The sequence below is a fragment of the Levilactobacillus parabrevis genome (assembly GCF_044051715.1).
GTDB lineage: Bacteria > Bacillota > Bacilli > Lactobacillales > Lactobacillaceae > Levilactobacillus > Levilactobacillus parabrevis.
The window spans coordinates 1,974,805-1,990,797 of record NZ_CP168688.1; the positions used below are offsets into that span (position 1 = coordinate 1,974,805).

12 protein-coding genes are annotated in these 15,993 nt (G+C 50.7%); all 12 read right to left on the minus strand.

Annotation, left to right across the window (positions count from 1 at the left end):
• Positions 1 to 13: 13 nt before the first annotated feature.
• The 12 genes from pstA to ACEPSU_RS09420 all read right to left on the minus strand — a co-directional run bounded on the left by pstA (position 14) and on the right by ACEPSU_RS09420 (position 15,981).
• Positions 14 to 898 carry a phosphate ABC transporter permease PstA gene (pstA, locus tag ACEPSU_RS09365; RefSeq protein ID WP_027825863.1) on the minus strand — a complete coding sequence of 295 codons (885 nt, stop codon included), beginning with the start codon at positions 896 to 898 and terminating at the stop codon, positions 14 to 16.
• A gap of 2 nt (positions 899 to 900) precedes the next feature.
• Positions 901 to 1,830, minus strand: coding sequence for a phosphate ABC transporter permease subunit PstC (gene pstC, locus ACEPSU_RS09370; RefSeq protein WP_395323174.1), 930 nt, complete (start codon positions 1,828 to 1,830; stop codon positions 901 to 903).
• Positions 1,830 to 2,714, minus strand: a complete 885-nt coding sequence (locus tag ACEPSU_RS09375) for a phosphate ABC transporter substrate-binding protein (protein WP_395321256.1) — start codon at positions 2,712 to 2,714, stop codon at positions 1,830 to 1,832. The genes pstC and ACEPSU_RS09375 overlap by 1 nt, the downstream gene beginning before the upstream one ends.
• A gap of 409 nt (positions 2,715 to 3,123) precedes the next feature.
• Complete coding sequence (locus tag ACEPSU_RS09380; protein WP_395321258.1) at positions 3,124 to 4,971, minus strand: DUF5776 domain-containing protein; 1,848 nt, start codon at positions 4,969 to 4,971, stop codon at positions 3,124 to 3,126.
• Between the two features lie 296 nt (positions 4,972 to 5,267).
• Positions 5,268 to 6,617, minus strand: coding sequence for a sensor histidine kinase (locus ACEPSU_RS09385; protein ID WP_395321260.1), 1,350 nt, complete (start codon positions 6,615 to 6,617; stop codon positions 5,268 to 5,270).
• On the minus strand, positions 6,614 to 7,321 hold the full coding sequence (locus ACEPSU_RS09390) for a response regulator transcription factor (protein ID WP_020088194.1): 708 nt from the start codon (positions 7,319 to 7,321) through the stop codon (positions 6,614 to 6,616). Before ACEPSU_RS09390 ends, ACEPSU_RS09385 begins: the two co-directional genes overlap by 4 nt.
• Positions 7,322 to 7,324: 3 nt before the next feature.
• Positions 7,325 to 8,494: a PDZ domain-containing protein gene (locus ACEPSU_RS09395; protein ID WP_395321263.1), complete on the minus strand. Its 1,170-nt coding sequence runs from the start codon at positions 8,492 to 8,494 to the stop codon at positions 7,325 to 7,327.
• A 208-nt stretch (positions 8,495 to 8,702) separates the two neighbouring features.
• Positions 8,703 to 9,819, minus strand: a protein-coding gene (gene prfB, locus ACEPSU_RS09400; RefSeq protein WP_395321265.1) for a peptide chain release factor 2 whose coding sequence is annotated in 2 segments (ribosomal slippage) — positions 8,703 to 9,746 and positions 9,748 to 9,819 — 1,116 coding nt in all. Because the reading frame shifts where the segments join, the coding sequence is not laid out codon by codon here.
• Between the two features lie 190 nt (positions 9,820 to 10,009).
• Positions 10,010 to 12,373, minus strand: coding sequence for a preprotein translocase subunit SecA (secA, locus tag ACEPSU_RS09405; RefSeq protein WP_020088191.1), 2,364 nt, complete (start codon positions 12,371 to 12,373; stop codon positions 10,010 to 10,012).
• 924 nt (positions 12,374 to 13,297) lie between these two features.
• Positions 13,298 to 13,852: a ribosome hibernation-promoting factor, HPF/YfiA family gene (hpf, locus tag ACEPSU_RS09410; protein WP_020088190.1), complete on the minus strand. Its 555-nt coding sequence runs from the start codon at positions 13,850 to 13,852 to the stop codon at positions 13,298 to 13,300.
• A gap of 138 nt (positions 13,853 to 13,990) precedes the next feature.
• A complete protein-coding gene (locus ACEPSU_RS09415; protein WP_395321268.1) occupies positions 13,991 to 14,668 on the minus strand; it encodes a ComF family protein in 678 nt (225 codons plus the stop codon).
• Entirely contained in the window at positions 14,665 to 15,981 is a 1,317-nt protein-coding gene (locus tag ACEPSU_RS09420; RefSeq protein ID WP_395321270.1) for a DEAD/DEAH box helicase, read from the minus strand. Before ACEPSU_RS09420 ends, ACEPSU_RS09415 begins: the two co-directional genes overlap by 4 nt.
• Positions 15,982 to 15,993: the final 12 nt, after the last annotated feature.

Here is a 15,993-nt window from a genome sequence, read left to right on the forward strand (position 1 = left end):
GGCTGACCCTCCTTTACGCTGACGTTAATCGTTTGTATAGCCGCTTACCCAGGTAACGGGCCGCGAAGTTGAATAATAAGATGGCGAGGACCAACACTGCCGAGGAACCGGACGAAATTGCCTTAGCATCCGGCATAATCCCCTCGGAGTTGATCTTCCAAATATGAACCGCCAACGTTTCGGCTGGTCGCATCGGATTCAGCGGGCTGGAAATGTTGAACGGATTCCAGTCGGTAAAGTCCAACGCCGGTGCACTCTGACCGGCCGTGTAGATCAAGGCGGCAGCCTCACCGAAAACTCGGCCAGCACTCAGGATAACCCCGGTCAGGATGCTTGGCACCGCTGCGGGCAGGATGACCCGAGTGACCGTTTCCCACCGCGACAGCCCCAGTGCCAGCCCCCCTTCGCGTTGCGTCGTGTCGATGGTCCGTAAGGAATCCTCGATACTTCGCGTCAGCAAAGGGAGATTGAAGAAGGTCAAAGCAAAGGCCCCGGACAGAATCGAGAACCCCAGTCGCAACTTGACTACGAAGAACAGGAAGCCGAAGAGCCCCACCACCACGGAGGGTAGCGAACTCAAAATTTCAATTGCCGTTCGAATCGTGGTTGTAACCCAGTTATCCTTGGCATACTCGTAGAGATAAATGGCCGCGCCCAATGCAATTGGAAAGGAAATGAGCATGGCCAGAATTAAAAGATAGAAGGAATTGTACAATTGAACGCCGACCCCACCGCCCTTGAGAAAGGCTTTCGCGGGAGCCGTCAAGAAGTGCCAACTCAACTGTGGCAAACCACTGACCAGAATATAGCCGAGGAGGGCCAACAAAATCAAGACAACTAACCCGGCAACGCCGTATAACGTCCCAATTGCCACTTTATTTTGCGTTTTTGGATTCATCACTATTGGAGACGCCCCTTTCGACCGATCAAGCGAACGATCAGGTTAAAGACTAACGACATGAGCAACAGTACCAATGCTAATGACCACAAGGCATTGTTCTGCAAGGAGCCCATGACGGTATTTCCAATCCCCGTGGTCAACACGGAGGTTAACGTGGATGACGGGTCAACTAAGCTCCCCGGCATCAGCGCGGCGTTCCCAATGACCATCTGAACGGCCAATGCTTCACCGAAGGCCCGTGCCATACCGAAGACCACGGCTGTCATCAGGCCGGGTGTTGCCGCCCGAAGGACCACCTTATAGATGGTCTGCCACTGCGTCGCCCCTAAAGCCAGCGAGGCTTCCCGGTAATACCGTGGAACCGCACGAAGCGCATCGACACTCATTGAGGTCACCGTTGGTAAAATCATGACGAACAGGACACAGGTTCCCGAGAGAATCCCAAACCCGCTCGCACCAAAGATGGCCCGCGTTACTGGAACAACAACGGAAAGCCCAATGAACCCGTAAACTACGGACGGAATTCCTACCAGAAGTTCGGTGACCGGTTGGAGAATCTTGGCCCCCTTATTCGGGGAAATTTCATTCATGAAGACCGCCGTCCCAATAGCAAACGGTGTTGCGACGATTGCTGAAAGCACCGTAACCAGGAATGACCCCATGATCATCGGTAACGCCCCAACTTCCGGCTTGCCATTGGCATCCGTAACACCCGGGTTCCAGCTCTTCCCCGATAGGAAGTCCCAGAGACTAACGTGATTGGTAAAGAAGGTGGCAAGCCCCTTGGAGGCCACAAACCCAATAATTCCGACCACGACCGCGACGATCAGGATCAGCGCCGAAAAACTGACGACCTTACCCCAGATTTCTAGTTTAGCTGCCTTGGAGTGGCGTTTGAGCTGTTGCTCCAGTTGCTGGGTAGACTTCATCATTTGGCGCCTCCTAACTGCTTAATTTGGCCGTTAACGTCACGTTCGACCTTCATCTGATCCGGCGACAGGTAGCCTAACTGCCGAACCAACGTCTTCTGAATGGCCGGTGACTGCACGTAACGAATGAAGTCCTTCGTTAAACCTGTCGGCTGACCCTTGGTATAGAGATGTTCGTAAGACCAGATTTTCCAAGCGTTGGTCTTGACGTTGGCTTCCGTGGGCGCCACTTTGTTCAGCGCAATGTCTTGTACAGTGTTATTGACATAGGAAAAAGCCACGTAACTAATGGCTCCCGGTGTGGTCGCCACGATTTGGCGCACCATCCCGGATGAATCTTGCTCTTGCGAGGTCTTCGATTGATGACCTGCGAGGCCAAACTGCTCAAAGGTCGCCCGGGTGCCACTCCCCTGAGCGCGGTTGATCAATACAACGGGAACATCGGCACCACCAACCTGTTTCCAGTTGGTGACCTTACCCGTGAAGACCTGAATCAATTGGGCAGTCGTCAGGTTATTGATGCCAATTTTCTTATTCACAATCGGCGTAATGCCGACAACAGCTACCCGGTGGTCGACTAACTCGTCCGCCCGGATACTCTTCTGTTCGCCCGCGAAGAGGTCGGAGTTCCCAATTTGAACGGCACCTTCTTGAATCTGACTCAGCCCCGTTCCGGTTCCTCCACCTTGAACGTTGATGAACGTTCCGAGATGATCACTCGTATATTCTTCACCGGCTGCTTCTACTAAGGGTTGCAAGGCCGTAGACCCCACCGCCGTAATAGATTCACCCGCGTGACTGACCTCGCGCGTTTGGTAAGCAAAGAAGCCCAGACCTACGATAACCAATAAGCCCAGTCCTTGCCACCAGCGTTTCTTCGACATACCGCTAACCTCCTATCGGCCGAATGTTGCCACCCGACCCTTTCGAAAATAAGTATACCGAACGAATGTAAATGTCATGTAGACGTATTGTAAAGGTTATGTAAATATAGCCCATTCACGCAACTTTTTTTAGGCGAATGGGTGTCTGCCCCTGATTACTGGCGTGGCTAACTACTAACTGGACTTTCTAGTTGGTCACGACCGGCTACACCTCCGACCTCCTCCGACTTAGATTAACTCTAACTACAGTGAATGACGTCATCCTCCAAAACGCCACCACCAAGAAAGGATCTAAACCAAAAAGCCACAATGGCAGTCATCCCATTGCGGCTAATTATCTCAATCTATGCCTTGCCAACCATTCTCATCTTTCAAATTCTCGCCAATTATATCCAACAGCACGGTCACTCTATTTAATCGTCTTCACTAACCGTGGATTCCCACTGATATAACCGCCAGCCACCTGGTAGCGTAACGTGTCACCCTTACTAAAGTTGTTGGCGTTGGAGTAGTCCCAGCCCCGAACTTTGAAAACGGCCTGTGTGTTCTTGGCGTAGTGGTGGTTGCGCGCTGTCAAGTTAACGGTGTTGTAGCGATTCAATGCTTGTTTAGCTTGAACCCGCTTAGGCATCGTCTTCTTTCCCGCTTGGACTAATGCCTTGTTGGCCGTCACGTAACGACCGTTGTTGAGCACGAACCGCGTGGTCAGGTTGTGTTCCACGACTCTCTTAACGGTGAGAACCTGTCCCTGACGGTAGTGTGCCACCTTGCCCGTCAAATTCTTCTTACTATATGCATTGATCCCTCGCGGATTGATAACCGTGATCTGCTTGTGCTTTGACCCATAATAAACGGGTGTCGTGTACTTGCTGTTGGTCGTCACGTAACCAGTCTTACCGGCTGTCCTGCTGTGATGATTGACATCTTTGACCTTATAACGTGCCACGCCATTCTTGGATTCCGCATACCCGGTTACCACAAACATTGGCCGGTTCAAGCGTGATTTACGTTGATACCACTGCTTACGGGCCTGCTTCGTAAAGGTAGCTTGCCGGTAAAGACCGATCTTCTTGGTGGCGTAAATCACCGTGCCCTCTGGTACCGCCGTGTCGCCATCCCCACCGGTTTGCAGATCAGCGCGGTAGACGTAGGTCACGGTCTGTGCCGTACTGGTAAATTCCCCGGTTGCGTTCGCTGGCGTCTTGGTCAACGTGTAACCTTTAACTTTAGCCGCTTCTGCCTGGTAGGCACTGCCCAAGCTTCCCGTCAGTGTCTGACTCGGTGCGACCTGGGTACCATCTTCGGCCACGTAATGAACCGTCACTGGTTGACTCGTCACCGGCAGCGGGTCAGGTCCGGGCTCAGGCGTCACAACGTCCTCATACCAAGAGCTGAAGGACTTGAATTCAGTTGAAAGTATCCCATCGTATTTGTACGTCCCATCAGCCTGTAGCTGTAGGTAATCCGTCAGCGGCTTAGTCGATAAGGCCGTCAACTGCCGTTCGGTGGCATCCGGATCAACCGTAGCAGCCAGTTTTGCAGTGGCCTGATCTAAATCACCTAAATGATACGTCCTAAGATACATCTTGCAATTTCCAATCATAATTTGATAGAAATTCTCAGGACTCGTGGCCAGTGTCTGTTCAACCTGCTTCATGATGCCTGCACCTTCAGGAGTCTCGGCTAGTTTAGGTTTGAGATTAGCCTCATAGTCCGCCTGAACTTCTGCCTGCGTCGTTTGGTTCAAGAAAACCTTGGCCCCGGTGCTAAAGTCCCAGGCAAAATAATATGCGGCGACCGCATTCGACTTGATATAGTCCGCCGCGGTCATCCCGGTGGCCTCTTCACCGCCAGCCTCTCTAATCACATAATCATAAAGGCTTTCCCCGGGTAGTAACGAAATCTGAGAGCTCGCCAGTTCCGGAATGCTGTTGGCAAATTCTGCCGCCTTGTCGTCATTAGGATACTTGGCGATCATCGCTTGAATAAATCCCGGCTGCTCCGCTTGAGCCCGGGTCACGCTAGTCCCCCACTCAGGGTACCAATAAACTTTTTGTGTCCCGTCTTTACCACTGATTAGCGTGTAAGGCATCTCCACTGTACCAATCTGGTACGTTTTTTCAGCGGCAGCCACTCTGGCAATCGGTTGTGTCCCAACCGCCGTCGTGTCCGCCAGTGCAATACTAGGACTCAAAATCCCCCCTAGTAAGAGTAATGTCAGTCCTGAAATGGTAAGTCGCTTCATTGTCTTATTCATTTGGCTCACCCCTTAAACTTTTCGCCATTATATCTATAGACAGTATACCATGGTCAGCCTGATTAGTCGCGCTTATTTTCCTATTATAACAGCATTGGTTTCTCTGAGCAAAGACTTGGTTAGGCCAATGATTAGCCAAATTAGGGCGTTACACATAATCCAAATACTGGGTAAATTTTATGAAAACAGGCCCTCATCGTCCCCGTCTTCACTAGCGAACCAACTAAAAATGGCGGCCCCATCACCGCTGACGAGCACCACCACTTCATTTACACATAATTTTCAATTATTCTCATTTAACTCGGCGCATTCACTGGAAAAGTCATCGTGACCGTGGTCCCCTCATCCAGCTGACTCTGCAAGTCAATCTTACCATTCAACGAGTCCACCAGTTCACGCACAATGGCCAAACCTAACCCACTCCCACTGACCCGTTGATTGGAGTGAGACACCTCAGCCCGATAGAACCGCTCAAAGACTCGCAACTGATCCTGTGGTGAAATACCCACGCCAGTATCCGCGATGCTTAGCGACCAAGTCTTGGTCGTCACCGCTGCAGTGAGCGTCACGCTTCCCCCGGATCGGTTATATTTGATGGCGTTTCCCAGCACGTTCTTCAAGATCTGATCGAACTTGTGCTGATCCGTCACGGCAACTAAATCCGCTGGCACCTGATTGACCAGGGTCACTTGGTTGACGGCAGCCAGTGGCTTCAGTAGGGAGACTTGCATCTCAACCTGTTGCCCCACCGGCACTTCGGCGGCCTCCACAGCGTTCCCCGATTCCAAATGTGAAATCGTCAGCACGTCGTTAATCAATTCAACCAGTCGCTCACTCTGCTGGTCGATAATTTCTAGGAACTCCGTTAACTTCTCGGGGTCGTCCTTAGCCCCCGCCAAGAGGGTCTTGGCAAAACCAGAGATCGCCGTCACTGGCGTCTTCAGTTCATGCGAAGCATTGGACACGAAGTCCACCTGCATCTGCTCGACCGCGTAGACTTCGGTCACATCGTACAGCAAGACCAACACCTGAAAGTAATCCTGGGAGGTCTCGGTATAGATGGCCTGAGCATCGACAGTCCGCTCGTTCGGCGTCCCCGGTAACTTTAATACACGATGCTGGGTCGCCGACTCGCTCAATGCCGAGTTGATCAAGCTAGCTAACTCAAACTGGCGAACATCCTGTGTAAATGGATGCCGACGTGGCGAAATCTGTTGTTGTAGAAACTGCTCCATTGCCGGATTGGCTAACTCAACCTTACGATAACGGTCGATCACCATGACCCCGATTGGCAGGTAATCCAGCAGCGTCGCGAATTCCTGATTCTGACCGGCAATCTTACGCTGAACCTTGCGCTGGTGCGTCTGTAAATAATTAATTTGCAACGCTAACTGGTAGAAGGGGTCATGCGGCGACAGCAACACGTGGGCTGGCGTCTCTTCGTGCCGAATCCCCTCAACCTTTTTGGTGAGAATGCTGATCCGCTGATTGCCCCAACGCAAGAGGTAACTAACGCCGGCCATCTCGATCAATGCCAACGACCACGCTATCAGGAGAGCAATCCCCAATTGCGAGGGCCGCACACACCAAACGAGCAGACTATTTAGGCTCCCGAAGATCACCAGCACGGCGAGTAGCCGCCTCATGACTGTGCCTCAAAGGTGTAGCCGAAGCCCCGCACTGTTTTTAACAGCACCGGATGTTTCGGATCAATTTCAATTTTTTCGCGTAAATGGGACACGTGAATATCAACCATCCGCGTTTGTCCACTGTAATCGAAGCCCCAGACACCTTCCAGTAATTGCTCACGACTCCAAACCTTCCCCGGCCGTTTGGCAAAGAAGAGTAAGAGTTCGAATTCCTTGGGCGTTAGGTCGATCGACTGGTCCCCCCGTTTGACCTGGAACTTGTCCTGATCAATCGTCAGATCAGCCACTTGCAAACGACTCGCAACTGACTTAACGGGCTTTTCTTCTGGCTCATCCTCGTGGTACCGGCGCATGACCGCCTTCATCCGGGCAATCACCTCACGCGGACTGAAGGGCTTGGTGATGTAATCATCGGCCCCCAGTTCGAGTCCAAACACGGTGTCGAACTCACTGGTCTTAGCCGTAATCATGATGATGGGCGTGCTGATTTTCTCCTGCCGCAACCGTTTGGTCACTTCAACACCATCTAACTTCGGTAGCATTAAATCTAACAGAATGACATCAAACTTTTCGTGTAATGCCAAATTCAACGCCTGCTCACCGTCAATTGCCGTAACCACCTGATAATCTGCTTGTTCCAGGTTGTACTGCAGCAACGTCACGATTGCCGGCTCGTCATCGACGACTAGGACTCTGCTCATGGGTTATGCCTCCTGATCTCTGAATAGAACGATACCGATTTCGTGTGGCGCACCAGCATAAATTGCCGTCTCCGTCACTTTTAACTCACCCGCCATGTTCCGAACTTTCAGGTGACAGTAAGTTGGATTAATCAGTAACGCTTCATAAAAGGATGTTTCGCTGTCAATTGGTTGGTGATTACATTCAAGAATAATATCACCAGCAACCAGATCGAGTTTTACTGCCGGCGTCTGGGGGCGAATTGCGAGGACCCGCACCCCATCGTCAACTTGAGAATACCAGAATTGTTGGTGCTCGTCATAACGTTTTGCCCGCCATAGGACGATAGCGTAACCAACCAGCAACAGGATCAGTAAGACTGAAAAGTCCTGTGGTCGCGCGGTCGTCCAGCCAAAGAAGCCCATGGCAATGACTGCTAACCAGATCATCCATTTAGCAAGCTTTTGATAAACCACGCGGGGAATCTGCCGGAAGACTGTAAACCGCAACCCAACTAATAGCGGCACCACTAAAATAGCGAAGGAATGACCATGAATGGTCAGAAGTGGCCAAAAGGCCCAGTGACTAGCGAACCAGTCTCCCGGAACCAGCGTCACCATGGGTAAGACTAAGAACTCACGCCACGGATATCCGGCGATACGCTTTCCCCGTTGCTTGGCATAAATTCGTGGTGCTGTAAAACGGCCACCGTAATGGGACAACCAGTGCCCGAGAAAAAGAAAGAAAAACGCCGCTAACCACAAGTAATTCTGTGCTGGAACTTGGCTTGCTGCGCCATTTCCCCAGATCAATCCGGTCGGCGCCAAACTCGGCCAGTCGGTTATGTAAGCTCCCCCAAAGTAAGTGGCAAGCGAACTCACCACAATCAACGTTAAGGGCAACATCGTTGTTGGTAAGATCACCAACGTGAGGGTTGCCAAGATTTCATAAATCACGATCCACAGTAGTGGTAGGCTAAATCCCACCGCCAAATTTACCACTGAAAGACCCAGGCCCAAAACAACTCCCTGCGTCAGAAAGTGACGTAATTCAAAATGATCACTATAGACGGCGCTCCCAAAGCTCCGCCGTTCGCGTTTGATCCGTGAGCGACTCGTCACCCACAACCGCAGTACCGCGACCCACACCATGAGCTGCAGGAGGTAACTGCCACACGCTATAAACATCCGCATGTCATCGACACCTTTCTTGAAAAAATAACTGTCCCCAGTATAGCATGAAAGAAAAGCGGGCCGCACGACATTCGTGTTACCCGCCTAATGATTTTACAAAATGACTACTACCGCTGGTGACTGAGAGCGAAACCGGCTGCCTTTTGGTGCACGTTTCAACCCTATAAGATGGTTGAGGTTTTGTCCCAGACTCCTGTTAACGCTAGGTTTAGTCTGGATTCTTCTGACTGAGTTGCCATTGCAAGTAGGCGTCAATGAAGGGATCGAGATCCCCATCCATAACGGCTTGCCCATTCCCGGTTTCGTAATCCGTCCGGTGATCCTTAACCATCGTGTACGGATGGAAGACGTAGGAGCGAATCTGCGACCCCCAGCCAATATCCATCTGTTCACCTTCGATGGCGGCTTTTTCCTGAGCCTTCTTTTCCTCTTCACGTTCATACAACTTAGCTCGCAACATCCCCATCGCCGTCTGCCGGTTTTGGAGCTGTGACCGTTGTGCTTGACTCTGGGTCACGATTCCGGTTGGAATATGGGTAATCCGCACGGCCGATGACGTCTTGTTAACGTGTTGCCCACCGGCACCGGACGCCCGATAAACGTCGACTTTCAAGTCAGCCGGATTGATGTCCACGTCCACGGTATCGTCCAGCTCGGGTAAGACATCCACGGAAGCAAAGGACGTGTGACGCCGACCCGCCGAATCAAATGGTGAGATCCGCACGAGACGGTGCACCCCTTTTTCGGATCTTAGATAACCGTAGGCGTTGTGCCCGGCAATCAACAGTGTTGCACTACTCAAACCAGCAACTTCACCTGGCTGGTAATCCAGCACCGTGACTGTAAAGGCATGCTGATCTGCCCAGCGCGTATACATCCGCATGAGCATTTCACCCCAGTCTTGGGATTCAGTGCCCCCAGCGCCCGGATGAATTTCCAGAATTGCATTGTTCCGGTCATACTTCTGGTTCAATAACTGATTCAGGCTGTACTGATGTAAGGCATCCTGAGCAGCCTTGAAATTCTGTTCGAACTCCGCCTGCATATCTGCATCGGGTTCTTCTTGCAACAATTCCACGGCAACTTCCAGGTTATCAATCTGATCGTTGAGGCTCTGGAATTCTTCAACCTTTTTCTTCATTTCATTGGTTTCATCAATCAGTTTTTGGGCCGACTGCGCATCGTTCCAAAAATCGGGTTGGGCCATCTGGCTTTCATTGATACTGATGCTCTCGTTCAGGGCATCAAAGTCAAAGTGACCCCCTAAAGCCGGCAAGTTGTTCCTTCATGGTCGCAATGTTACGTTTGGCATCGCTGAGTTCCATAGTGGTTGGCTCCTTTTTTTATTGATTTTGTAATTTTTCGTTTTTTGTGTGTTGCGTTTTGATGGGCCACATTTACATGCTTATTGGCTACATTGCCGAAACGTGTGCTCATGGGCAGTCAGTTCCGCTCATGAGCACACTCTTTTTCTAAAAAACGAGGCCGGAATCTCTTCCCGCCTCGTCTCCCGTACTAACGGGTAATATTTTGTCGAATTTCTGACTTCATGAATAATCGGGTGGCATCGTAATCGATGTCAGAGATCATTTCACCAAACATCCGGAATCCTTCTTGTTGATATTCAACTAATGGGTTCAATTGACCATAGCCCCGCAGACCGATTGATTGACGCAATTGGTCCATGGTGTCGATGTGGTCCGTCCAGTGAGAGTCCACACAACGTAAGAGCACAACCTTTTCGAATTCCAACATTTGAGCTGGATCGTAGAGTTGCTTTTGCTTTTCGTTGTAGACATCTTCGGCTAAGCCCATGAAGTAGGCCTTAATCTCATCAGCCGACTTGCCCTTCAATGCATCCAGGCTGATCTTTTCTGGTGAAACCATTGCAGAGATCCCGAAGTCGAGTAACGTATCCAAATCCCAATCGGATTGGTCGCCCTGGGTGTGTAAGTTAACCACCCGGTCAACGGTCCGTTGGATCATTGGCATCAAGACCCACTTGAGGGACTTGTCTTGGTTAATGACTTGGTTACGTTCGCCATAGATGACATCACGCTGTTGCCGCATAACATCATCGTATTGCAGCACGTTCTTCCGGGAATCGTAGTTGTTCCCTTCAACCCGCTTTTGGGCGGATTCAACTTGCTTCGTAATCATCCGGCTACGGATAACGGCATCTTCACCGTCAACGTTCATCCGTTCGAGGAAGTTCTTGACCCGTTCGGAACCGAACCGACGCATCAAATCATCTTCCAAGGACAGGTAGAACTGGGTCATACCAGGGTCACCTTGACGACCGGAACGCCCACGAAGCTGGTTATCAATCCGCCGAGACTCGTGTCGTTCAGTCCCGATAACGGCTAAACCACCAATTTCAACCACGCCGGGTCCCAATTTAATATCGGTCCCCCGCCCAGCCATGTTGGTCGCAATGGTAACAGCACCACGTTGACCGGCGTTTTGAATGATGTCGGCTTCCTTCGCATGGTTCTTAGCGTTCAAGACCACGTGCGGAATGTTTTCATCATCCAACCGTTGTGAAATATATTCGGACGTTTCAACGGCAACGGTACCAATCAACATTGGTTGACCCTTTTCGTGTAACATCTTGATTTCATTAACCACGGCATCAAACTTGGATTCCAAGGTTGGGTACAACAGGTCAGGTTCATCGACCCGGACAACCGGCTTGTTGGTTGGCACGGAGATAACGTCCATGTTGTAGATTTCCCGGAATTCTTCAACTTCGGTCTTCGCAGTACCCGTCATCCCGGCAAGCTTCTTGTACATCCGGAATAAGTTTTGGTACGTGATGTTGGCCATCGTCTTCGTTTCTTCTTGAATCTCGACGCCTTCCTTGGCTTCAATGGCTTGGTGCAGCCCGTCGGAGTACCGACGACCTTCCATAACCCGCCCAGTAAAGGAATCAACGATCAGAACTTCGCCGTCTTGAACCACGTAGTCTTTGTCCCGCAGCATGATGAAGTTTGCCCGTAAGGCTTGGTCCATATGGTGGGTCAACGCCGTGTTATCGGTGTCGTATAAGTTCTTCAGGTTAAAGTACTTTTCAGCCTTTTCAATCCCAACGTCGGTCAAAGCCACCGTCTTGGATTCAAGGTCGATCTTAAAGTCTTCTTTTTCGTGTAACGTCTTGGCGAAACGGTCAACCCGTTTGTAAAGGGCACTCGTTCCTTCAGACTGACCAGAAATGATCAATGGCGTCCGCGCTTCATCAATTAAGATGGAGTCAACTTCATCGACAATCGCGAAGTTCAGGGGCCGTTGAACCATATCTTCCTTGTAGACAACCATGTTATCACGCAGGTAATCGAACCCGATTTCCCCGTTGGTCGAATACGTAATATCGGCCTTGTAGGCTTCACGCTTCTCTTCAGGGGACTTTTCAGCGGAGTTTAACCCCACGGAAAGGCCCATCCAGTTATAAAGTTCACCCATTTCAGTGGCATCACGTGCGGATAAGTATTCGTTAACCGTAACAACGTGCACCCCTTCGCCGGCTAAGGCGTTCAGGTAAACGGGCATGGTTGCGGTCAAGGTCTTCCCTTCACCGGTCTTCATTTCGGCAATGTTACCTTCATGAAGCACAATTCCCCCCATAATTTGGACGTGGAATGGATAGAGGCCGAGGACCCGCTTTGCGCCTTCACGAACGGCAGCGAAGGCCTCGGGCAGTAAATCGTCCAAGGTTTCGCCGTCTTGATAGCGTTGCTTTAATTCTGGCGTTTTTGCTTGCAGATCTGCATCTGAAAGCTTTGCGTATTCATCAGCGTAAGCACCGACTTCATCCGCTAATTTACTGAGGCGTCGTAAAGTCCGTCGATCACTTTCGACCCATCGTTTCAAAATATTTGCCATGTGAGAATTCCCTTCAGTACATTTTAATAAGTCTGCGTCAACCACTCCCGGTTTACACCGGTAGTTTGTGGATCCAACGCCGAACAGCGCTGCCACCACAATTACCCCCAAATTGAACTGAGTTAGCCCCAATCCTAGGAGTTATTGCTGCCCACAGGTTGCTGGGCGGACAGCTGGATAATCTTAATAAAATCGCTCATTCTTTTGCAAGAATAATCCTCGTTGCCAGCAAGTTAAACTTGCCGCGCACGAGACAGTGATTTCAACCGTTTATTTTGGCAATAAATCAATCTACATTTTAACACTAACCCAGCCAATATGAAACTTTTCTAATCATGTAAATGCCGTAAAACCGCTTTCTTTCGCATGATTATTGACTAAAATAGTCACTAAACTATCACCCTTATTGACCCCAGGCCTGCGCCAACTTCCTCCCAAGCGGGAATCGCGTCGTTTCAGCCAGTCTGGCCCCTAAGAGTAATCTTATTAATTTTACCAGATTAACCGCTGAATGTATCGCTTTTTGCATAACAGTTGCTTAACAATCCCATGACAGATTGGCATATGGGTTAGCCCCCTTAATCATTCGACAATTCTGGCAAAAGCAGTAATTCTAAACGCCTATTATCCTCGACACGCTGCCAATAACGCCATAACAGTCATTTTGAAATAGCGTATCCAACGTTCCAGAATGCTCAGCAATATCAACTTATTTTTATATAAGACGCATTGTTTGGCAAACGACCGAACTGAAAATCATCAATCTAAAGTTATTTAAAAGTCGCCTAGCTAACGTTAATAGCACATTGACTATCAAGGTTAGCCGTGAGGGTGGTAGTGAGGCGAATGAACATTAACGTTCTTGGTGCAAACTAAAAAGCACCGCACAAGGCGGTGCTTCATTAGTTTAGTTAACATTATTGGTTATTGGTCATCGGCTTCGATCAAACCGTAGCGGCCGTCATTACGACGGTACACAATGCTAATGCCGTTCGTTTCAGCATCTTCATAGATAAAGAAATCGTGGCCTAACATGTCCATTTGCAGGACAGCCTCTTCATTATCCATTGGCTTCAACGAAACGCGCTTGGTCCGAACAACCTCTAACTCCTTACCTTCAGCTGGTTCTGGCTCCGCAGCTTCGGGTGCGAAATCAAGGTTCTTGTAACCTTTTTCCCGGGACTTACGGTTAACTTTGGTCTTGTACTTGCGAATTTGCCGTTCCAGCTTATCGGTAACCAAATCAACACTTGCATATAAGTCCGGAGAAGTTTCCTCTGCCCGTAATGTCAAGTATGGGAGTGGGATTGTTACTTCAACCTTCGCTGTCTTGTTTTGGTAGACCTTCAGGTTGACATGCGCAATTGCCTCAACTTTGTTGTCGAAATATTTCTCCAACTTGCTGATACGCTTTTCAACGTAATCCCGTATTGCGTCAGTAACTTCGATGTTTTCACCACGAATATTAAATGTGAGCATAAAACTTCTCTCCCTTCAACCAAGAAACACTTGGCTTGCTCAGCATTAGAAGGACCACTCTTCTAATATGCTTTGCTTACTATTATTATAATAGAAAGCCCTATCAGAAACAATTATTCTCACGAAATTTAATGGTGCTCAACGCGCTAAAGTCAAGCTAGTAACCGTTTTCGCGCCCCCTAAATAAATTTGGCTCGCCGCATGTCGCAATGTTCTCCCCGTCGTGTAGACGTCATCCAACAGTAACACCTGCTGATTCACAATGATTTTTGCTGCAGCGGCGTCCAACATAAACGGTTGTGGCGTCACCAATCGCTCTGCTCGAGTCTTAGCCGATTGAGGCTGAGATTTGTGATCCGCTTTCACTCGTAACACCTGCTGAAAGGGCTGACCATGCAGCCACCCTGTGACCTGGTTAAAGCCTCGGGTCAGCCACGTCCGTTGATCCACTGGAATTGGGACCAACACATCATAACTTTGTTGAGCTAAAGCCTGGTACAGTGGGGCCTGTAGCGCCTTACGCAGGGCATAATCTCCTTGGAATTTATACTGCTGCATGTAAGCTTTCATCCCCGCATCGTACTGAAAAAGCGCCCGATTCGTCAGTGTTTCTGCCCCCCAACGCTCACAGTCATGACACCGAACCGTCGTCGCCTGCTGCCGACCACACGCTGGACAGTGAGCGCCAGTAATCGGTGTAAATCGCTCCTGGCAACTGGGGCAGAGAGCTGGTACCGGCAACGGTCGCCAGCGCAACAAGTCCTGCAAGGTCACCGGGGGCTCGAAGTTTCGGGCACACCACACGCAGATAGTCATGGTCGCCGCCCTCCCCGTTGCTTTCCCTGTCGATTGAGTCGCGTAATCATCGTCTGCGCACGCCGAACGGCCCGGGTCTGCGTTTGGACGTAGCAGGTCACTTCGCCCCCTGGAAATTCTGCGCTCCGCCCAGCTCGTCCGGCAATCTGAACCAGTGCCGCCGTTGAAAAGACGGCATCGTCACCACCCAGAATCACCACCGCAATATTGGGAAAGGTCACCCCCCGCTCCAGAATCGTGGTCGTCACTAGAAAAGAGAGCCGTTGATCGCGTAACGCCTGAACCTTACCCGTTCGTTCTGAGTCGGCGGCGTGAACACTAACTCCACCACGGATGCCTTGTCGTCCTAACTCGGCCATGATCTCTGGGAGGTCACGGACGTGGGGGACGAACAGCAGAAATCGTTGCCCCTTCTGTAGATAGGTTAGGAGTTGTTGAATGAGGGGACGCGGTAATCGCCCCTTGCGTAAATATTCTCGCCACCGCCACGCCAATTTCACCCGCAGTTGTGGCAAGAGATAACCGTGGTAGCGCAAGGGTAAATAAGTCGCGACCAGCGTCCGTTGGCGAATCTGACGTTGCAGCTTTTCGCCTGGCGTGGCCGTGAGGTAGAGATGCTGGCCCGTGGGCTTCTCGGCGCGTGTAATCGCCAATTGGAGTAACGGACTCGTCGCCAATGGAAAGGCGTCGACCTCATCCACAATGATCCAGTCAAAGGCGTGTTCGAACCGCAACAACTGGTGGGTTGTACAGACGGTCAGCTGACTGTAGCGATACGGAGCCGGTTGCTCCCCGTACAATACACACTGGCTGACTCCCGCAAATGCCGCCTGAATTCGTGGAGCGAGCTCCAAACAGACGTCCACCCGAGGTGAATCCCAGGCGACTCGCCATCCTCGTGCAACAGCCCATGCCAATGCCGGGTAAACAATCTCAGTCTTTCCAGCCCCAGTCACGGCCCACAACAATTGACTTTGGCCCTGCTGGACGTGCTGGCGAATCTTCTCGGCGGCCCGTTGCTGATCCGGACTCAATTTTCCCGTCCAAGTCAGCGGTGACTCTGGTGACGAGAAACGATTGGGCTCCGGAATAGTGTATAATTTAGTCTGTGAGGTTACTCGCCCCAGCTGTAAACACTGGCGACAGTACCACGCCCCATTCGGCAGCTGATCCGAGTTCGCCAGCCACTGCTGACACCGTTGGCACTGATACCGCTGACCAACTCGCTTTACGGCCAGCTTTCCCGTTCCCAACCGGTCCGTCCCGGTGGTAGCTGGTAAGCGGCGACCAAAATATTCTGATAAATTAATCATGAAGTTCCTCCC